Raw genomic sequence first — 18,499 nt, forward strand, 5'->3', positions numbered from 1 at the left:
GGGCCGAGGTGGGTCCGGGTGGTGCCGGCGGCGGGTCCGAGGGAGGCCGGGGCGGCTCCGCGGTGACGGCCGCGGCGGTCGGTGCCGATCTCGTCGACCGGGAGTGGAGCCTCGCCGAGCTGGCCCTCGCCTATGCCTACCCGGAGTCCGCCGGGCGGGAGGTCTGGCTGCGGGCCAACATGGTGTCCACGCTCGACGGGGCCGGTCAGCACGACGGGCGGTCGCAGCCCATCTCCGGCGCGGCCGACATGCGGATCTTCGGCACCCTGCGGGCGCTCGCGGATGTCGTCCTCGTGGGTGCGGAAACGGTACGGCAGGAGGGGTACCGGCCGGTACGCGCGCGTGACGAGTTCGCCGCGGCCCGGACCGCGGCGGGGCAGGCCCAGGCCGCCGCGGTCGCCGTCGTCAGCGCGAGCCTGGACCTCGACTTCTCGGTCCCGCTGTTCACCTCGCCCCTCGTGCCCACGCTGGTCCTCACCGGCGCGGCGGCGGCCCCCGACCGGGTCGCGGCCGCCGAGCAGGCCGGGGCCCGGGTGGTGATCGCCGGTGACGGCAAGGGCGTCGACCCCGCCCGCGCGGTACGCGCCCTCGCCGGCCTCGGCCACACCCGGCTGCTCACCGAGGGCGGTCCCCGGCTGCTCGGGCAGTTCGTCGCCGCGGACGTCCTCGACGAGCTGTGCCTGACGATCTCCCCGATGCTCACGGCGGGGGACGCCCAGCGGATCTCCGGGGGACCCCGCGTGGCCGTGCCCCACCGCTTCGAACTAGTGTCCCTACTGGAAGAGACCGGATTCCTGTTCGGTCGCTACCGCCGGTCCTGAAATGAGCGGAATCAGTCGTTCCGCTTAGCTTCGGACGGGCACACTAAGTCCGGCACTACCCGTGCGATCGCGGGGCAGGATGGTTTCCGCAGGGGTGCTGGGCCCCACGGAGGACAGAGGGTCGAAGCGGCCCTCTAAGGAGAAGAGGCGCCTGGTGTTCACAAGCGTTCTGATGATCGAGAAGGCCCTGACGTCCGCCGACGTGGAGTTCGTCACCACCTTGCACGGGGACGAGCAGGTCTCCTTCCATGTGCTGCTCCAGCCCCGCGGCGACCAGGCGGACCGTCTGCTGCGGGCCATCGACGACATCGCGCTCGGCGAACTGGACGAGGCCGCGCGCGAGCGGGAGACGCCGGAGGGGGACGCGGCGAAGGAGCCCGCCGAGCAGGCGCTGGACGTGTCCCTGACGGCTCTGCGTACGGCGGGGAGCGCGGCTGAGGGACGGCTGGTCGAGGACCATCCGCTGGACGCGCTGAAGAAGCTGGTGGAAGAGGTCGGTGCGGACGAGGTGATCGTGCTGACGGATCCGCACTATGTGGAGGAGTTCTTCCACCGGGACTGGGCGTCCCGGGCGCGGCACAAGGTGGGGGTGCCGGTGCTGAAGCTGTTCTCGCACAGCAAGGCGTAGGGGTTCGCCCGGGCGCCGTCGGGGTGCGGTGCGTCGGCGGGTGCGGCTTCGGCGTGGCTTGTCGCGCAGTTCCTCCCCCAGCCTTCGGCCGGGGGTACCCCCAGCGCCCCTGACGGGGCGCTGACGCCTGCGCCCCTTGCAAAGCTCCCGCGGTCCGAGCGCATAGGCTAGGCACGCTTTCGCACGTACCGTCTCTGGGGAGAACTACATGGCACCCGGCCTTCCTTCCGCCATGGACCGACCGCACTTCATCGGCATCGGCGGCGCCGGGATGTCGGGGATCGCCAAGATCCTCGCCCAGCGCGGGGCCGCGGTGGCCGGCAGTGATGCCAAGGAGTCGGCCACCGCCGAGGCGCTGCGCGCACTGGGTGTCACCGTGCACATCGGGCACGCGGCGGAGCACCTCGCGGACGACGCCAGCTGCGTCGTCGTGTCGTCGGCCATCCGGAAGGACAACCCCGAGCTGGCGCGCGCGGCCGAGCTGGGCATCCCCGTGGTGCACCGGTCGGACGCGCTGGCCGCCCTGATGGACGGTCTGCGGCCGATCGCGGTCGCGGGCACCCACGGCAAGACCACGACCACCTCGATGCTGGCCGTGTCGCTGACCGAGCTGGGCCGCGAGCCCTCGTACGCCATCGGCGGCGACCTGGACGCCCCCGGTTCCAACGCCCTGCACGGCGAGGGCGAGATCTTCGTCGCCGAGGCGGACGAATCGGACCGCAGCTTCCACAAGTACGCGCCCGAGGTCGCCATCGTCCTCAACGTGGAGCTCGACCACCACGCCAACTACGCCTCGATGGACGAGATCTACGAGTCCTTCGAGACCTTCGCGGGCCGGATCGTGCCCGGCGGCACGCTGGTGGTCAACGCCGACCACGAGGGCGCCCGGGAGCTGACCCGGCGGGTCGCCGGCAAGGTGCGCACGGTGACGTACGGCGAGGCCGCGGACGCCGACGTACGTGTGCTGTCGGTCGTACCACAGGGCCTGAAGAGCCAGGTCACGGTCCTGCTGGACGGCACCGAGCTGACCTTCGCGGTCTCCGTCCCCGGCCGGCACTACGCGCACAACGCGGTCGCCGCGCTCGCCGCGGGCGTGGCCCTCGGGGTCCCGGCCGCCGAACTCGCACCCGCCCTGGCCGCGTACACCGGCGTGAAGCGGCGCCTTCAGCTCAAGGGCGAGGCGGCGGGCGTCCAGGTGATCGACTCCTACGCCCACCACCCGACCGAGATGACCGCCGACCTGGAGGCGATGCGCGGCGCCGCCGGTGACAGCCGCATCCTGGTCGTCTTCCAGCCGCACCTGTTCTCCCGCACCCAGGAGCTGGGCAAGGAGATGGGCGACGCGCTGGCCCTCGCGGACGCCTCGGTCGTGCTCGACATCTACCCGGCCCGCGAGGACCCGATCCCCGGGATCACCAGCGAGCTGATCATCGAGGCGGCGCGGGCCGCCGGCGCCGACGTCACCGCCGTCCACGACAAGGACGAGGTGCCCACCGTGATCGCGGGAATGTCGAAGCCGGGCGATCTGGTTCTCACCATGGGCGCGGGCGATGTGACCGACCTGGGCCCGAGGATCCTGGAACGCCTGGCGAAGTGAGGGGCTGAGAGTCATGTCGTACGACGTCGAGAAGCCGGACGAGCAGTGGCGGGCGGAGCTGACGCCGGCCGAGTACGCCGTGCTGCGTCAGGCGGCGACCGAGCCGGCCTTCAGGGGTGAGTACACCGACACCAAGACCAAGGGCGTCTACTCCTGTCGCGCCTGCGGTGCCGAACTGTTCACCTCCACCACCAAGTTCGAGTCGCACTGCGGCTGGCCGTCCTTCTACGACCCGAAGGACACGGACGCGGTCGAGCTGGTCGAGGACCGTACCCACGGGATGGTCCGCACCGAGGTGCGCTGCGCCCGCTGCGGCTCGCACCTCGGGCACGTCTTCGAGGGCGAGGGGTATGCGACCCCGACCGACCAGCGGTACTGCATCAACTCGATCTCGCTGCGGCTGACCGAGGACGAGAGCTGACCGCAGGCGCGGCAAGGTGCGCCGGGCCGGGCGGGAGCGCCCGGCCCGGCGCCGGCCTTTCACGCGAGATCGGCCACCTTGCGCCGGGAGACCACGACGGTCAGGCCGCCGACGGCGGCGAGGGCCAGTAGAACGGCGGCGAAGACCGTCGTACCGGTGGGCAGGCCGACCGCGTCGCTCAGGTAGCCGGCCGAGACCGGCAGGAGGCCCGCGGGGAGGTAACCGCCCACGTTCAGGGCCGCGTTGGCCTCGGCGAGGCGTTGTGGCGGCACGGTGGAGTTGAGCAGGGAGAGGCCGCCGAGCTGGCCCATGCCCTGGCCGGCCCCCGCCAGCAGGGCGGAGGCCATGAGGGCGGGGACCGACTCGGTGTGTACGGCGGTGGCCAGCGCGACCATACCGAGCGCGGTGGCGACCGCTCCGGCGATGAGAATCGTGCCCCTCGGCAGCCGTTGCACCGCGAACTGCACGCCGGTCGCGGTCAGGAACATCACGAACGCCATGGACCCTGCGACGATCCGGCCGGCCGTACCGAGCAGACCGGACAGCAGCGACGGGCCGAGCGAGAGCACGAACGACGTCGCGGTGATGCCGGGCCCGAACACGGCGATGCCGAGGGCGAGCCGGCGGCCGTCGCCGTGCGGGACGCCCGGTACGCGGATCCAGGCTCCCCCGGCGGGGGCGGCCGGGCGGCGCACGGGCATGCGCAGCACGGCGAGGACCGCGGTGGCGAGCAGTACCGTCTCGACCACGAAGACGGTGACGGTGGGGGCGGGCAGGGTCTCGGACAGGACGCCGGCGAGGAGCGGGCCGAGGCCGGCCCCGAACACCATGGCGCAGGAGGCGACCAGTGCCGCGAGGCGCTTGCGGTGCGGCCCGGCCACGTCCGTCACGGCGGCCATGCCTGCGGAGACCACCGCGCCGACGGCGATTCCGGTGCACAGCCGGGCCACGATCAGCGCGGTCACGCCGGCCGCGGTCGCGAAGACGACGCAGGCGGCCAGGGCGAGACCGAGGGCGGGCAGCAGCACCGTCCTGCGGCCGAGCCGGTCGGAGACGACCCCGGAGACGAGCAGCGACCCGAGCAGACCGACGATGTAGAAGGCGAAGACCACGGTCAGGGTCCCCTTGGAGAACCCGATCTCGCGCTGCCACAGCACGTACAGCGGCGTCGCCGCGTTGGACAGCACGAACACCGCGGTCACCGGCCATGCGGCCAGCCATACCCACCAGGTGGGAGGGGGTGAGGCGGTGGCCCGTGAGGGCTCGTCCACCGCGGTTTCCCGCGCGCCCACCGCCTTCGCGGACGCCGTTCGGCTTTCAGGCATGACAGGTCCCTCCCGCTGATGCAGTACGAGTTTTCTCGAACTTAGCATGCAGTACGATCGGAGTCGTACAAGCGATTCGGGTCCTGAGGAGTTGCCCATGCCGTCGATGGCGCGTCCGGCGTCCCTGCGGGTGCCGGAGTTCAAGGTGCTGCCGGAACCCGCGGACCTGCCCGAGCCGTTGCCGGAGCCCTCGGTCGCGGACCTGCGCCTGGAGACGGTGCTGGGCGCGCTGAGCGACCCGCTGCGCCTGCGTATCGTGCAGAAACTCCTGCTGGAGTCCGAGCGGTTCGACCACACCTGCGGCTGGTTCGGCCTGGACCGCCCCAAGTCCTCGCTGACCCATCACTTCAAGGCCCTGCGCGAGGCGGGTGTCACCCGGCAGCGCCAGTACGGTCTGGAGCGGCGCAGCCACGTCCGTGTCGACGACCTCGACGCGCGTTTCCCCGGTCTGCTGGACCTGGTTGCGGCGTGGACGCCCGACGGGGCCTGACGGGAGAGGCGGGGCTGCCGGGGCTGCCGGGGCGAGGGCGGCGCGCAGGGGGCGGCGGCGGGTGCCGGTGCGGGCGGCTGGTGCCCGTCTCGGCGCTGTTTGAGATTCTGTGAGGGTGTCGGGTGTCGCGCGATGGTTCCAGTCCCGTAGGGGACCCGCGTTTGCCGACGGTCCGGGCGGGCGAGGCGGACGCGGCGGGGCCGCCGCGGGCGCCGGTCCCGCCGCGTCGCTCAAGGCGCTGCGGACGGCGGCGGCCGGTGTCGGCACCACCCTCGACGAGCCCACGACCTGCGCGGAACTGACCCGGGCGGTGGTACGGCTCGCCGGTGGCGGCGCGGCCGTGATCCGGCGCGTCGGCGAGACCGTCTCCGGCTACGAGGCGATCACCGGCCACACCGACCTGCTGCCCGACGCCCGCTGGGCGACGGCGGTGGCCCGGGACGCGGGGACCCCGGCGGCCGACCACTGGACGGACCCCTGGCTGTCCCGCCCGGTCGCCGACCGTACCCGTCCGGCCCTGTGTGTGCCCCTGACCAGCGGATCCGAGCAGTACGGCGTCCTGGTGTGCGCCCGCGAGGGGATCGCCTTCGCCCGTGCGGAGGCCGAGCTGCTGGCCCTCCTCGCCGAACGCGCCGCGTCCCACATCCGGCACGCCCGGGAGTACGAGCAGGTCAACCGCACCGCCGGCGACCTGCAGCGCGCCCTGCTCGCCGAACCCGGCCGGCCGCACCCGAACCTGGACGTGGCGATCCGCTATCTTCCGGCCGGCCGGCGGGTGCTGGTCGGCGGCGACTGGTGCGAGACCGTACGGCTGCACTTCGGGCGCACGCTGCTCGTCGTCGGCGACGTGATGGGCCACGGTCTCGAAGCCGCGGTCGACATGAACGCCTACCGCTCCCTGCTCCGCTACATCGCCTCCTCCGAACTGCCCCCGCACCGGGTGCTGCGCCAGATGGACGACATCGCCGCCACCGAGGCGGACCGAAGACCCGCCACCTGCCTGCTCGTGCGAGTCGACCCCAGCCGCGGCCAGGTCACCCTGGCCAGCGCCGGCCATCTCCCGCCCGCCCTGGTCGCCTGGGACGGCCGGACCTCCCTCCTGCCGGTCCCCGTCGGCCCACCCCTGGGCACCGGCTTCGGCGGCTACGAGGCGGCCACCCACCAGCTCGAACCCGGCCAGGCCCTGGTCCTCTTCACGGACGGCCTCGTCGAACACCGGGGCGAGGACATCGACCGCTCCCTGCGCCGGCTCGCCGACCTCCACTTCAGCCCCGCCGTCAGCATCGACGCCCTCCTCGAATCCATCCTCACCCGCCTCGACGCCCGCAACGCCGAGGACGACGTCGCGGTCCTCGCGGCCCGCCCGCACGCCCGGCAGGGCCCCACCGAGCAGCAGGAGGGCGACGAGGACATGGAGGTGGCCTGAACTCTCCGCCGAGGGACCTTCGAAGGGTCCCTCCGAGGGACTTCTGAGGGACTTCCGCAGGACTTCCCGAGGGTGCGACGACGGATTTTCCGGCCGCGGCCGGTCTTGATACGGACCGAGTCCGATCGCCACCGCGGAGAGTGCGATGACCGAGAACCATCCCTTCCAGACCGCCGTCGTCACAGGCGCCAGCCGCGGCTTCGGCCGGGCGGTCGCCGCCGCCCTGCTCGCCGAGGGCACCCATGTCGTCGGCATCGCCCGCGACGAGCGCGGCCTGAAGGCCGTCGCCGAGGACGGCTTCACCCCTGTCGCCGCCGACGCCACCGACGAAACGGTGGCCGAGGACGTGATCCGCACGTACCGGCCGGGTCTGCTCGTCCTCAACGCCGGTGCCGAACCGCATATGGCACCCGTGCACGAGCACACCTGGGAGACCTTCCGCCGCAACTGGGAGGTCGACACCCGGCATGTGTTCACCTGGACCCGGGCCGCGCTGCGGGAGCCGCTCGCGGCGGGCAGCGTGGTCGTCTCCATGTCCAGCGGGGCCGCCCTGTTCGGCTCCCCGCTCAGCGGCGGATACGCCAGCGCCAAGGCCGCCGTCCGCTATCTGCGGGGGTACGGGGCCGACGAGGCGCAGCGCGCCGGCCTGGACATCCGGTTCGTCACCCTGCTGCCCGACATGACCCCGGCCGGTGGCGTCGGGGCCGTCGGGGTGGCCGGCTACGCCGCGCGCCAGGGTGTGGACCGTGACACCTTCCTCAGGGGCAGGGGGACCCTCCTCACCGCCGAGCAGGTCGGCAGGGCCGTTGTGGAGGTCGCCGGGAACCGGGACAGCGCCCCGGAGTACCGGATCGGCGGGACCGGGCTGACCCCGCTCGGCGAATAGCGGGACACGACAGGGAGAAGCGACGATGCCCTCGAACACCGACTTCGCCGCCGCCACCGAGCGGTACCGGCCGGAGCTGCTGGCGCACTGCTACCGGATGCTCGGCTCGGTGCACGACGCCGAGGATCTCGTGCAGGACACCTACCTGCGGGCCTGGCGGTCGTACGACGGGTTCGAGGGCCGCTCCTCGGTACGGCGCTGGCTCTACACCATCGCCACCCGCGTCTGCCTGACCGCACTGGAGACCCGCGCCCGGCGGCCCCTGCCGTCGGGCCTCGGCGCTCCCGAGGACGATCACCGGGTGGCCGTCGCGCCCCGTGAGCCGTCCATGGCGTGGCTCCAGCCCGCGCCCGACGCGCTGTTCGGCGCCGCCGACCCGGCGACGGTGGTGGCCGGGCGGACCGGGGTGCGGCTCGCCTTCATCGCCGCGCTCCAGTTCCTGTCCGCCCGGCAGCGCGCCGTGCTGACCCTGCGCGACGTACTGGCCTTCCGTACCGCCGAGGTCGCCGAGATCCTGGACACCACGACCGCCGCCGTCGACAGCGCGCTGCGCCGGGCCCGCTCCCGGCTCGCCGAGGCCGGACCGGTCGAGGACGACCTCGCCGAACCCGACGAAGCGGCCCGCCGCGCCCTGCTCGACGACTACGTGGACGCGTTCACCCGGGCCGACGCCGACACGCTGGTGAACCTGCTGCGGGTCGACGTCGAGCTGGAGATGCCGCCGACCCCGACCTGGTTCACCGGACGCCCAGCCGTCGTCGGCTTCCTCTCCGGCCGAGTGCTCCGGCCCGGCCTGTGGCGGATGACGCCCACCCACGCCAACGGCCAGCCCGCCTTCGTCGTCCACCGGCGCACGGACGGCGACCGCTACGAGGCGTACGGCATCCAGGTCCTGACCCTGGTCGGCGCCCGCGTCAGCCGTATCACCGCGTTCAACGATCCGTCCCTGGTTCTCACGTTCGGCCTCGCGCCGGCGCTCACCGGGTGAGGGGGGTGGAACGAGCGTGGGCGCGGTCGGGTCCGCCGGTCCGTGCTCACCTGCTCAGCCGGGGCAGGGTCAGGGTGAAGGCCGTCGTGTCCGTCGTGTCCGTTGAGGCGTCGCCGAGCGCGATGGTTCCGCCGTGTGCCTCCACCAGCGCCCGTGCCACCGACAGGCCCAGGCCGCTGCCGCCGCGGTCGCGGCTACGGGCCTTGTCGACGCGGTAGAAGCGGTCGAAGACCTGGGCGCGGTCGGCCGGCGGGATGCCGGGGCCCTGGTCGGTCACGGTCACCGACGCCGAGTCGGGGGCGACGGCGACCGTCACGGAGACCGGTGTGCCCGTCGGTGTGTGCACCGCCGCGTTGGTGAGGAGGTTGTCCAGGACCTGGCGGATCCGGACCGGGTCCAGACGGACCGGCACCGGTTCCGGGCCGACGGACACCGTCAGGGGATGGTCGGGGTGGGCCGCGCGGAAGGCGTCGGCGGCCTCCCGGACCAGCTCCGTCAGGTCGGTGTCCTCGGGGCGCAGCGGCGTCTCCACCTCGGCCGCGTCCAGGCGGGCGAGGAGCAGCAGGTCGTCGAGGAGGACGCCCATCCGGGCCGCCTCGGCGCGCAGCCGGGCCAGGTGCTTGTCGCGTTCCTCGGGCTGGTTGGCGGCCGCGTACTGGAAGAGGTCGGCGTAGCCGCGTACCGACATCAGCGGGGTGCGCAGCTCGTGCGAGGCGTCCGCGACGAACCGGCGCAGCCGCTGCTCCGCCTCGGCACGGACCGCCAGCGAGTGGTCGATGTGCTCCAGCATCGTGTTGAACGCGGTGCGCAGCTCCTCCACCTCGGCGCCGCCGCCCCGCTTGTCCGCGCGCAGCGGCAGCCGGGCCGCCGACTCCGTCAGATTGTGCGAGGCGATCCCGTGCGCGGTGTGCGCCATGTCGCTCAGCGGCCGCAGGCCGTTGCGCAGCAGCCGGCGGCCGAACACCACCAGCGCCAGCAGGGCCAGCCCGAAGGCGACGACCTGGACCGTGACCAGCTGTCGTACCGTGTCGTCGATGCTGTCCATCGGGGCCCCGCTGACCAGCACCACCCCCGGCTCCACCTCGCAGCCGCGCAGCCGGTACTCGCCCTCGCCGGTCAGGTTCCTGGTGCGCAGCACCTCCGTGCCCGCGGCTATCTGCGCCTTCGCCACCGAGGTGAGGTCGCCGATGTCCGGGGGCAGGTCGGTGGTCTCCTCGGGCTTGCGCAGCACCGGGGTGCCGTTCGAGACGTCGTACACGGCGTAGTACCAGCGGTAGTACTTCTTGCCCTGGAGGGTGCCGTTCTGCTCGATGCTCTTCGACTGGGCGGTCTGGGCGAGCCCGAGCTGGTCGTCGAGCTGGGCCGACAGGTAGTCCCGCATATAGGTGGTCAGGGCCGTGCCGACGACAGCGAAGACCACCAGGGCCAGCGCCCCCAGCCCCAGCGCGAGCCGGGTGCCCAGACGGGTGCTCCGGTACGAGCGCAGCAGCCGGCCGATCACTCCGCCGCCTGCTGCCGGATCACGTACCCGAAGCCGCGCACGGTGTGGATCAGCGACTCCCCGCCGGTCTCGTCCATCTTGCGGCGCAGCCGGCTGACGACCAGCTCGACGACGTTGGAGCGGCCGCCGAAGCCGTACTCCCACACATGGTCGAGGATCTGTGCCTTGGTGAGCACCGTCGGTGACTTGCGCATCAGATAGCGCAGCACCTCGAACTCGGTGGGGGTGAGGGACAGCAGCCGGGTGCCGCGCCGCACCTCCCGGGTGTCCTCGTCCATCGTCAGGTCGGCGACCTGGAGCACCGAGCGCTGGAAGCCGGGTCCGGCGCTGCGCCGCAGCACCGTACGCAGCCGCGCCATCAGCTCCTCCACCGCGAACGGTTTGACCAGGTAGTCGTCCCCGCCCCGGGTCAGCCCCGCGACCCGGTCGGCGACCCCGTCGCGCGCCGTGAGGAACACCACCGGCACCATCGCGCCCGACTGCCGCAGCCGGTCCAGGACCCCGAAACCGTCCAGGTCCGGCAGCATCAGATCGAGCACGACGATGTCCGGCCGGAACTCGGCGACCCTGGCCAGCGCGTCCTCACCGGAGTACGCGGTGACCGCCTCCCAGCCCTCGTACCGTGCGACCGTCGCGACCAGGTCGGCGATCGGCGGGTCGTCGTCCACGACGAGGAGTCGTACTTTTTCCACCCGCTCATATTGCGCCACCCGGCCGTGGACGCCAGACCCGTGCTCACACAGAAAACACATCGATAACCAGTTGAAAGCAGTCCGACAGGAAAACGACAGCAGTCGCGGGTGAAGCTCGACTCCCAGGACCCGATCAAGGAGCTGCCGACCCGTGACGACCGTCCAATCACGCCCTGCGCCCCCCACGGCGATACGCCCCAGGGTGGTGGCCCGCACGGGCCTGTACGCCGTGCTCGCCGTGAACGCGGCCGTGGTCGCCTACTTCTTCGCCCAGGCGGGCTTCGCCTCCAACGCCCTGATCGTCATCGGCCGTTTCTTCGGCCTCTACGGCGCTCTCGTCATGGCGTTCCAGCTGGTGCTGGTGGCCCGGCTGCCCTGGCTGGACCGCCGGATCGGCATGGACCGGCTGACCTCCTGGCACCGCTGGACCGGCTTCGCCCTGCTGTGGACGCTGCTCGCACACGCCGTCTTCATCAGCTTCGGCTACGCCGACGGCGCGGGCGTCGGCCCGGTCGGCGAGCTGGTCGACCTCGCCGAGACGACGGAGGGCGTGCTCCGCGCGACCGTCGCCCTCGGCATCATCATCGTGGTCGGCGCCGTCTCCGCCCGCTACGCCCGCCGCCGCCTCGCCTACGAGACCTGGCACTTCATCCACCTGTACACCTACGTGGCCGTGGTGCTGGCCTTCAGCCACCAGGTCGCGGTCGGTACGACCTTCACCGCCTCGTCGGCCGCGACGGCCTACTGGTACGCGGTGTGGGCGGTCGCCCTCGGCTCGGTGGTCCTCGGCCGTGCCGTCCTCCCGCTGTGGCGCAACTACCGTCACCAGTTCCGCGTCTTTGCCGTCGTCCCCGAGTCGGACAACGTGGTCTCGGTCCAGATCACCGGCCGCGACCTCGACAAGCTGGGCGCGCAGGCCGGCCAGTTCTTCCTCTGGCGCTTCCTGACGAAGGACCGCTGGTGGCAGGCCAACCCCTTCTCCCTCTCCGCCGCCCCGGACGGCCGCACCCTGCGTCTGACGGCCAAGGCGGCCGGTGACGGCAGTGCAGCCCTGCGGCACCTGAAGGTCGGCACCCGGGTCTTCGCCGAGGGCCCCTACGGCGCGTTCACCACCCTGCACCGCCAGAAGACCGAGTCCCTGCTGATCGCGGGCGGCGTCGGTGTCACCCCGATCCGCGCGCTCCTGGAGGACATCGAGGGCCACGCGGTCGTCATCTACCGCGTCGGCACCGACCGCGACGCCGTCCTCTACGACGAACTCCGTGACCTCGCCGTCGCCAAGGGAGCCGAACTGCACCTGGTCACCGGCCCGCCGGTCCCCGACAAGCTGGGCCCCCGCGAACTGGTCCAGCTGGTGCCGGACATCGCCGACCGGGACGTCTTCCTCTGCGGACCGCCGCCGATGATGAACGCGGTGCTGCGCACCCTGGGAGACCTGGACGTGCCCAAGCCGCAGATCCACTTCGAGCGTTTCAGCCTGGCGGGATGAGAGAGACACCGTGAAGCGAGCCATACCTGTCGTCGCCCTGAGCATCGCGGGCCTCATCCCCGTCTGGCGCTACGAGCCGTCGATCGGCGGTACGACGTCCTCCACGGCCGAGTCGGCCACGACCCCCTCCGCCTCCACGACCGCCGCCTCGGGCACGGTCGTCAAGGGCACGACCATCACCACGGACAAGGGTCCCGTCCAGGTCCAGGTGACCTTCTCCGGTGACAGGATCACCGCGGTGAAGATGCTCCAGCAGCCGGACCATCCGCAGACGACGGCCGCCGTGCCGGTGCTGATCTCGGAGACGCTGAAGGCGCAGAGCGCGGACATCGACACGGTGTCGGGTGCGACGATCACCAGCGACGCGTACAAGAAGTCGCTCCAGGCGGCGATCGACAAGAACGCGAAGTCGGCGTCCGCGTCACCTTCTGCTTCTGCCTCGGCTTCCGCCTCCGCCTCGGCGTCTGCATCCTCGAAGGTGGTCGCCGGTTCGACGGTGAACACCGACAAGGGCCCCGTCCAGGTCCAGGTGACCTTCTCCGGCGACAAGATCTCCGCCGTGAAGATGCTCCAGCAGCCGGACCACCCGCAGACCACGGCCGCCGTGCCCGTGCTCATCGCTGAGACACTGAAGGCACAGAGCGCGGACATCGACACCGTGTCCGGCGCGACGATCACCAGTGACGGCTACAAGGAGTCCCTCCAGGCCGCGATCGACGCGAAGGGCTGATCATGCACCGAGTCGAACACGTCATGGGCTTCCCGGTCTCGCTCCGCATCGACGACGAGGGGGACTTCGAGGAGGCCGCGGACGCCGCCTTCGCATGGCTGCGCGAGGTGGACGAGCGGTTCAGCCCCTTCCGGCCGGACAGCGAGGTCTCCCGGCTGGACCGGGGTGAACTCTCCGAGTCCGAGCTGAGTCCGGACCTCGCCGAGGTGCTCGCGCTGTGCGAGGAGTACCGGCTGGCGACCGGTGGCGCGTTCGACGTACGGCTGCCGGGCCGGGGTCTCGACCCGTGCGCGGTGGTCAAGGGCTGGTCGGTGCAGCGGGCGGCGGACCTGCTGTCGGCGGCGGGGGCACGGAGGTTCTGCCTGAACGCCGGGGGAGACGTGGTCGCGGCCGGCGGACCCTGGCGGGTGGGGGTACGCCACCCGGAACAGGCCGATCAGCTGTGCCTGGTGCTGGAGATCACGGACGGGGCGGTCGCGACCTCCGGGCGCTACGAGCGGGGCGACCACATCGTCGACGGCCGCACCGGCCGCCCGGCGACCGGCCTGCTCAGCGTCACCGTCGTCGCCCCGACCCTGACGGAGGCCGACTCCGCGGCGACGGCCGCCTTCGCGATGGGCACGGAGGGCGCCGCATGGGCGGCGGCCCGCCCGGGCTGCGAGGTGTTCGTGGTGGACGCGGAGCGGGCCGTACTGCGGACGGCGGGGTTGCCGGTCGCCGCGTGACCTCGGGAACACATGAGAAGGCGGGCCGCTCCTGGCGGCCCGCCTTCTCGTTGGGGACGGGGATCAGCTGACGTCGGAGGCGTCCAGGCGGTACAGGCCGCTGCTGGTCGAGGTCGAGGTCGATGACGTCGAGGTCGAGGTCGACGAGCTCGAACCGCTGCTGTACGCCGAGGACTTGACCACCGTGCCGTGCTTCTTGACCCAGGCGGCGATCTCCGAGTCGGTGCCCTGGCCGCCGTCGCTGCTGACCATGATGTAGTGCAGCTTGCCCGCCTTCACCAGGCTCTTGAGCTTGGCGAGGGTCATCGCGTTGTCGCTGCCGGACCAGCCGCCCATGGAGATCACGGGCTGGCCGGACTCCAGGATGATCGAGGAGGCCGTCTGGTCGGTGGCCACGGCCACCAGCCAGGTGGCGCCGTCCTGGTGCTTCTTGAGGTACGTGATCATCTCGGAGGTGACCTGGGAGCCGCCGCCCATGCCGCCGCCTCCGCCCATCTGACCGGCCTCACTTGTGGACTTGCCGGACGAGGAGGAGCCGGTGCCGGTCGGGGGCTGGCCCATCGACTGACCGCTGGAGCTGGAGCTGGAACCGGAGCTGCTGGAGCTGGAGCCGCCGGGGAAGCCGCCGCTCGGGGTGCTTCCGCTGCCGCTCTTGGTCCCGCTCGGCGCGCTGCCGCTCGGGCGCTGGCCACCGCCGCCGCCCATACCGCCCATGCCGCCGGTGCTGGGCCCGGCCGTCGGGTTGGTGCCGTTGGTGCTCGCGGTCGTGGCCGCCGAGACGGAGTAGGCGGCCGGGCCGGCCAGCAGGGCGACGATCGCAGCCAGCGCCGCGAAGCCGATCAGCTTCTGCCGCTTCATGAACCGCCCGACCAGCAGCCCGGTCACCGCGAGCGCACCGCCCACACCGGCGACCACCTCGGCGACCGTGTACACCGTGCCGGAACCGGAGACCCGCTGGAGCAGGACGACCGCCCAGACCGTGCTGGCCGCGACGGCCGCCGGGAGCACCCAGCCCCACTTGGCCGCCGAGCCTTCCCGGAAGGCCTTGTACAGCATGACACCGCCCGCGCCGGCCAGGGCGGCGATCCCCGGCGCCATGGCGGTGACGTAGTACGGGTGGAAGGTGCCCTCGGCGAGGGAGAAGGTCAGGAAGTGCAGGACGAACCAGCCGCCCCACAGCATCAGCGCGGCCCGCCTGGCGTCGGTGCGCGGTGCCCGGCCGCGCAGCACCAGTCCGCCGGCGAGGGCGATCGCGGCGAACGGGATCAGCCAGGAGATCTGGCCGCCCATGATCTCGTTGAACATCCGGTACAGGCCCGCGCTGCCGCCGAAGCTGGCGCCGTTGCCGGCCGAGCCCACCGAGGAACTCGCCCCGAAGATCCGGCCGAAGCCGTTGTAGCCGATGACCAGGTCCCACACCGTGTTGTCGGTGGAGCCGCCGATGTAGGGCCGCGAGGAGGCCGGGATCAGGTCGACGACCACCATCCACCAGGCGCTGCTCACGACGAGGGCGGCCGTGCCGACGGCGAGGTTGCGGATGCGCCTGCCCAGCGACAGGTCCGTGGCCCACAGGTAGACCAGGAAGAACGCGGGCAGCACGACGTACGCCTGCATCATCTTGGTGTTGAACGCGAACCCGATCGCGACCGCCGACCAGACCAGCGGCAGCAACCTGCCCGTGCGTACGGCCTTCAGCAGCGCGGCCGCGCCGAGCAGCATCAGGAAGACCAGGATCGGGTCGGGGTTGGTGTCCCGGTCGATGGCGACGGTGATGGGCGTGAGTGTCAGCACCAGCGCGGCGACCGTGCCCGCGACGACCCCGAAGTCCCGCTTGACGAGCCGGTACAGCAGGGCGACCGAGCCGGTGCCGACGGCCACCATCGGCAGCATCAACTGCCAGGTGCCGTAGCCGAAGGCGCGGGCGGACAGGCCCATCACCCACAGGGCGAAGGGGGGCTTGTCGACGGTGATGAAGCTGCCGGAGTCCAGGGCGCCGAAGAAGAACGCCTTCCAGCTCTTGGTGCCGGAGTAGACCGCCGCGTCGTAGAAGGTGTTGCCGGTGAGGGAGGAGAGGTTCCAGGCGTACAGGGCGGTGGCCAGGAGCAGGATCGCCCACAGGGCCGGGCGCGCCCAGCGCGGGTCCTCGGGGGCGCCCATGAACAGCCTTCTGGCGCGGGAGACCGGCGGGATGCCGGCCCGGTGCCGGCCTTCCTGGGCCGGGGCGGGCGGCGGGGCGAGGGTCGTCATGACGCGTACTCCATGGGCTCGAAGGCGGTGGCTGCCGCGGTGGGCAGGGCCGTGACGTTCTGGGGGACGGTGGTGCGGCGGGGTACGGCGTGGATGCGGGTACGGCCGGTGACGGTGGCCCGCAACATGCGGCCCATGCCCTTGAGGTCGTCGACGGCGGTGCGGACGATGTCGACCCGGCTGTCGGGGTCGTCGACCCAGTCGACCGGGACCTCGTGGACGCGCAGCCCGTTGCGCTGGGCGAGCACGAGCAGTTCGGTGTCGAAGAACCAGGCGGTGTCCTCGATGTGCGGGGCGAGGGCGCGGAAGACCTCGGTGCGTACGGCCTTGAAGCCGCACTGCGCGTCCGAGAAGCGGGCCCCGAGGCCTGCCTTGAGCAGCAGGTTGTAGGAGCGCGAGATGAACTCCCGCTTCGGGCCGCGTTCGACGGCCGACTGCCGGTGCAGCCGGCTGCCGATGGCGAGGTCGCTGTGCCCGGACAGGAGTGGCGCGACCAGGGGCAGGAAGCCTTCGAGCCCGGTGGACAGATCGACGTCCATGTAGGCGACGACATCCGCCGTGGACCGGCTCCACACGTGCTTCAGGGCGCGGCCCCGGCCCTTCTGCTCCAGCCGCTGTGCGTGCACGTGCGGCAGGTGCAGGGTCAGGTTCGTCGCCACCGTCCAGGTGGCGTCCGTGCTCGCGTTGTCCGCGATCGTGATGCGGAACGGGAACGGGAAGGACTCTTCGAGGTATGCGTGGAGACGGCCGATGCTGTCGGCGAGGACGTGTGCCTCGTTGTAGACCGGCACCACGATCTCGACCGACCGGCGCCGGACGCCTCCCGCGTTCGTTTCGTTCATGACCATGACGATCGGACCCCTGTCTGGGGCGGTCGTGAGGCTTCACTGAGCGAAGAATGAGAATCAGGGAACTCACAGGTTCCGCACAGTGGGCACCGGACGGAGTCCCAGGTACCGGCCCGGAACCGAGCCCGAGCCGGGCCGGAGCGGGCGGCCGCGCGCTGGTGGAAGCGATCTGAGACACACTCAATTCGCTTTCCGAGCGGAAATGGTGATTCTTGTTCACTCGCTCGGTCAGTGCGCGTCGATGTTCCGTATGCGAATGACTCACGACAACCATTGCGGTCCTGGCTGTGTGCATCGCAAGATGTTCCTGAGGCTGCTGGGGATCAGGTGAAAGACGGATAGCCTGATGGTGCGCCTCGCCGCTCCGCCCATGAGTCACAGATCGGGACGCCCTTGACTCTCGACGATCTGTCGCAGGACGACAGAGAGTGGATTTTCACCCAACTCATCTGGCCCTGTTACGAACACGTCGTGTCGCAGGCGGCTCCGGTCGTGGTCTATGTCATGGGGCAGCCCGGGGCCGGGAAATCCGAGAACCGCCACCTGGTCTCGGACGGCCTGGAGAAGGCGACGCGGATCTCGGGCGACGACTTCAAGATCAACGATCCCCGTTATCTGCCGGCCCTGAAGGACAATCCGCGCACCGCAGGCACCCTGGTCCGGTCCGTCTATCAGGAGTGGCAGGCGCGGGTGGTCGCCGGGATACGCGAGATGGCGGGCCATCTTGTGATCGAGATCAGCCCGAGGTTCCCCATCCGGTGTTTCCTCGGCGAGGTCGCCGCTTTCCGTGCCGCGCACTACCGGGTGGAACTCGTGGTGCTCGCCGTGCGCGAGGCGGACAGCCGGCAGGGCATCGGGCTGCGCTATGCGCGGGTGCTCCGCAAGAATCCGACGCATGCCCGGTTCACCGAGACCGCCGGGCACGACGCGTGCTTCGAGGCGCTCCCCGAGGTCGTGGCGGCGGTCGAGCGGGAGTCGTCGGTGCACGCACTCCGGGTGGTACGGCGCGACGGTACGGTGCTCCACCGCAGCGAGCGCGGCGACGCGGGGCGGCCGGCGGGCGGGGCCGTCGCGGCCATGGAGGGCGAGTGGCGGCGGCCTTACAGCACCGAGGAGGCGGCGCGTTTCGTCGCGAACCAGGGACTGCTGCACCGGCAGCTGCCCCAGTACACCGAGGAGTGGCGCGAGATCGCCGGACTGGCCGCACCGCTGATCACATCGGTCAACTGAGCTCCGGATTCCGGCGGGTCAGCTCCCGGAACAGAGTGCTGTAGTTCTGCGCCATGCGGTCGGCCTGCTCGGGGGTGGCCTCGTCGAGGTATTTCCGTTCGGCCAGGCACTTCTGGCGTTCCGTCAACAGCTCGTCCAGCCGCATGGGGTCGGGCGGCAGGGCATATCTTTCGAGATGGATCGCCCTGTTGTACCAGGCGATGACCAGTCGTACGCATTCCAGGGCCGCCGCGTGCCCGAGGGCGTCGGGGTTGTACGTGTCGTTCACGGCCGTGCGCTGCCGGACTTCCGTATCGGACGGCAGGGCCGTTCTGTGGACCTCCGCTTTCCCGGCCTCCGCGGTCCGGCGTTTCCGCAGCGTTCCTAATGCGGCGTTCCACAGATGACGGAACTGCGTGGGACTTCGCTCGGCGCCACTCCCGCCGAACTGCCGGGCCGCATGCCTGGTGGTCGAC

At 71.6% G+C, this 18,499-nt stretch carries 17 protein-coding genes and 1 pseudogene; 12 read left to right on the forward strand and 6 right to left on the reverse strand.

Annotated elements, in window-relative coordinates; translation table 11 throughout:
• Positions 1–62: 62 nt before the first annotated feature.
• From ACIRR9_RS15780 to msrB, 4 genes are all read left to right on the forward strand, one after another.
• Positions 63–821: a pyrimidine reductase family protein gene (locus ACIRR9_RS15780; RefSeq protein ID WP_403751538.1), complete on the forward strand. Its 759-nt coding sequence runs from the start codon at positions 63–65 to the stop codon at positions 819–821.
• A 154-nt stretch (positions 822–975) separates the two neighbouring features.
• Positions 976–1,449, forward strand: a complete 474-nt coding sequence (locus ACIRR9_RS15785; RefSeq protein WP_123973156.1) for an indole-3-glycerol phosphate synthase — start codon at positions 976–978, stop codon at positions 1,447–1,449.
• A 208-nt stretch (positions 1,450–1,657) separates the two neighbouring features.
• On the forward strand, positions 1,658–3,046 hold the full coding sequence (murC, locus tag ACIRR9_RS15790; RefSeq protein ID WP_403751540.1) for a UDP-N-acetylmuramate--L-alanine ligase: 1,389 nt from the start codon (positions 1,658–1,660) through the stop codon (positions 3,044–3,046).
• Positions 3,047–3,059: 13 nt separating this feature from the next.
• Positions 3,060–3,467 carry a peptide-methionine (R)-S-oxide reductase MsrB gene (msrB, locus tag ACIRR9_RS15795; RefSeq protein WP_316772161.1) on the forward strand — a complete coding sequence of 136 codons (408 nt, stop codon included), beginning with the start codon at positions 3,060–3,062 and terminating at the stop codon, positions 3,465–3,467.
• A gap of 59 nt (positions 3,468–3,526) precedes the next feature.
• On the opposite strand, the gene ACIRR9_RS15800 is transcribed toward msrB, so the two are convergent.
• A complete protein-coding gene (locus ACIRR9_RS15800) occupies positions 3,527–4,792 on the reverse strand; it encodes an MFS transporter (protein ID WP_403751543.1) in 1,266 nt (421 codons plus the stop codon).
• 97 nt (positions 4,793–4,889) lie between these two features.
• Between ACIRR9_RS15800 and ACIRR9_RS15805 the strand changes: the two genes are divergently transcribed.
• The 4 genes and pseudogenes from ACIRR9_RS15805 to ACIRR9_RS15820 all read left to right on the forward strand — a co-directional run.
• Entirely contained in the window at positions 4,890–5,282 is a 393-nt protein-coding gene (locus ACIRR9_RS15805; RefSeq protein WP_403751545.1) for an ArsR/SmtB family transcription factor, read from the forward strand.
• 115 nt (positions 5,283–5,397) lie between these two features.
• Positions 5,398–6,708 (forward strand): PP2C family protein-serine/threonine phosphatase, encoded by a 1,311-nt coding sequence (locus ACIRR9_RS15810; protein WP_403751547.1) that lies wholly within the window; start codon positions 5,398–5,400, stop codon positions 6,706–6,708.
• Between the two features lie 145 nt (positions 6,709–6,853).
• Positions 6,854–7,594: an SDR family oxidoreductase gene (locus ACIRR9_RS15815; protein WP_403751549.1), complete on the forward strand. Its 741-nt coding sequence runs from the start codon at positions 6,854–6,856 to the stop codon at positions 7,592–7,594.
• Positions 7,595–7,613: 19 nt separating this feature from the next.
• A pseudogene (locus tag ACIRR9_RS15820) lies at positions 7,614–8,582 on the forward strand (sigma-70 family RNA polymerase sigma factor); the annotation flags it as partial.
• A gap of 46 nt (positions 8,583–8,628) precedes the next feature.
• Here the strand turns inward: ACIRR9_RS15820 and ACIRR9_RS15825 are convergent.
• Together ACIRR9_RS15825 and ACIRR9_RS15830 are read right to left on the reverse strand one after the other, a co-directional pair.
• Positions 8,629–10,083, reverse strand: a complete 1,455-nt coding sequence (locus tag ACIRR9_RS15825; RefSeq protein WP_403751551.1) for a sensor histidine kinase — start codon at positions 10,081–10,083, stop codon at positions 8,629–8,631.
• Complete coding sequence (locus ACIRR9_RS15830; RefSeq protein WP_365351513.1) at positions 10,080–10,775, reverse strand: response regulator transcription factor; 696 nt, start codon at positions 10,773–10,775, stop codon at positions 10,080–10,082. Before ACIRR9_RS15830 ends, ACIRR9_RS15825 begins: the two co-directional genes overlap by 4 nt.
• A 151-nt stretch (positions 10,776–10,926) precedes the next feature.
• Here ACIRR9_RS15830 and ACIRR9_RS15835 point away from each other — a divergent pair, with 151 nt between their 5' ends.
• The 3 genes from ACIRR9_RS15835 to ACIRR9_RS15845 are packed head-to-tail and all read left to right on the forward strand — an operon-like array spanning position 10,927 to position 13,719.
• Positions 10,927–12,264 (forward strand): ferric reductase-like transmembrane domain-containing protein, encoded by a 1,338-nt coding sequence (locus ACIRR9_RS15835; protein ID WP_403751553.1) that lies wholly within the window; start codon positions 10,927–10,929, stop codon positions 12,262–12,264.
• A gap of 10 nt (positions 12,265–12,274) precedes the next feature.
• On the forward strand, positions 12,275–12,994 hold the full coding sequence (locus ACIRR9_RS15840; RefSeq protein ID WP_403751555.1) for an FMN-binding protein: 720 nt from the start codon (positions 12,275–12,277) through the stop codon (positions 12,992–12,994).
• 2 nt (positions 12,995–12,996) lie between these two features.
• A complete protein-coding gene (locus tag ACIRR9_RS15845) occupies positions 12,997–13,719 on the forward strand; it encodes an FAD:protein FMN transferase (protein ID WP_403751557.1) in 723 nt (240 codons plus the stop codon).
• Positions 13,720–13,782: 63 nt separating this feature from the next.
• Here the strand turns inward: ACIRR9_RS15845 and ACIRR9_RS15850 are convergent, their stop codons facing one another.
• Together ACIRR9_RS15850 and ACIRR9_RS15855 are read right to left on the reverse strand one after the other, a co-directional pair.
• Positions 13,783–15,966, reverse strand: a complete 2,184-nt coding sequence (locus ACIRR9_RS15850; RefSeq protein WP_403751559.1) for an ArnT family glycosyltransferase — start codon at positions 15,964–15,966, stop codon at positions 13,783–13,785.
• Complete coding sequence (locus ACIRR9_RS15855; RefSeq protein WP_403751561.1) at positions 15,963–16,808, reverse strand: dolichyl-phosphate beta-glucosyltransferase; 846 nt, start codon at positions 16,806–16,808, stop codon at positions 15,963–15,965. Before ACIRR9_RS15855 ends, ACIRR9_RS15850 begins: the two co-directional genes overlap by 4 nt.
• Before the next feature lie 477 nt (positions 16,809–17,285).
• Between ACIRR9_RS15855 and ACIRR9_RS15860 the strand changes: the two genes are divergently transcribed.
• Positions 17,286–18,044, forward strand: a complete 759-nt coding sequence (locus ACIRR9_RS15860; protein ID WP_403751563.1) for a zeta toxin family protein — start codon at positions 17,286–17,288, stop codon at positions 18,042–18,044.
• Here ACIRR9_RS15860 and ACIRR9_RS15865 read toward each other — a convergent pair.
• Positions 18,037–18,312, reverse strand: coding sequence for a hypothetical protein (locus ACIRR9_RS15865; RefSeq protein WP_403751565.1), 276 nt, complete (start codon positions 18,310–18,312; stop codon positions 18,037–18,039). The two genes, ACIRR9_RS15860 and ACIRR9_RS15865, sit on opposite strands and share 8 nt — an antisense overlap.
• Between the last annotated feature and the right edge of the window lie 187 nt (positions 18,313–18,499).

Origin of the sequence: Streptomyces sp. NPDC101234 (genome assembly GCF_044767525.1) — a bacterium.
Classification (GTDB): Bacteria; Actinomycetota; Actinomycetes; order Streptomycetales; family Streptomycetaceae; genus Streptomyces; species Streptomyces sasae.

Coding starts and splice junctions, on each gene's coding strand:
- msrB (WP_316772161.1), top strand. CDS start 3,060: ATGTCGTACGACGTCGAGAAGCCGGACGAGCAGTGGCGGGCGGAGCTG.
- ACIRR9_RS15845 (WP_403751557.1), top strand. CDS start 12,997: ATGCACCGAGTCGAACACGTCATGGGCTTCCCGGTCTCGCTCCGCATC.
- ACIRR9_RS15855 (WP_403751561.1), bottom strand. CDS start 16,808: ATGAACGAAACGAACGCGGGAGGCGTCCGGCGCCGGTCGGTCGAGATC.
- ACIRR9_RS15805 (WP_403751545.1), top strand. CDS start 4,890: ATGCCGTCGATGGCGCGTCCGGCGTCCCTGCGGGTGCCGGAGTTCAAG.
- ACIRR9_RS15800 (WP_403751543.1), bottom strand. CDS start 4,792: ATGCCTGAAAGCCGAACGGCGTCCGCGAAGGCGGTGGGCGCGCGGGAA.
- ACIRR9_RS15850 (WP_403751559.1), bottom strand. CDS start 15,966: ATGACGACCCTCGCCCCGCCGCCCGCCCCGGCCCAGGAAGGCCGGCAC.
- ACIRR9_RS15815 (WP_403751549.1), top strand. CDS start 6,854: ATGACCGAGAACCATCCCTTCCAGACCGCCGTCGTCACAGGCGCCAGC.
- murC (WP_403751540.1), top strand. CDS start 1,658: ATGGCACCCGGCCTTCCTTCCGCCATGGACCGACCGCACTTCATCGGC.